Source organism: Leptolyngbya sp. CCY15150, from assembly GCF_016888135.1.
In the GTDB taxonomy this organism is placed as follows: Bacteria; Cyanobacteriota; Cyanobacteriia; order RECH01; family RECH01; genus RECH01.
Genome location: NZ_JACSWB010000050.1, coordinates 1 through 326 on the forward strand (window position 1 = coordinate 1; position 326 = coordinate 326).

At 53.1% G+C, this 326-nt stretch carries 1 pseudogene; it reads right to left on the minus strand.

Features of this window, described 5'->3' with window-relative positions:
* Nucleotides 1-326: pseudogene (locus JUJ53_RS00225) on the minus strand (photosystem II q(b) protein); the annotation flags it as partial.

Here is a 326-nt window from a genome sequence, read left to right on the forward strand (position 1 = left end):
GATGTTGTGCTCGGCTTGGAACACGAACATGAAGTTGAAGGTACCGGAGATACCTAGAGGCATCCCATCAGAGAAGGAACCTTGACCGATCGGGTAGATCAAGAAGACTGCAGATGCTGCTGCAACAGGTGCAGAGTAGGCAACGCAGATCCAAGGACGCATACCGAGGCGGTAGGATAGTTCCCACTCACGTCCCATGTAGCAGAACACGCCGATCAGGAAGTGGAACACGACCAACTGGTAAGGACCACCGTTGTACAACCACTCATCTAAGGAAGCTGCTTCCCAGATGGGGTAGAAGTGCAAGCCAATGGCGTTGGACGAAG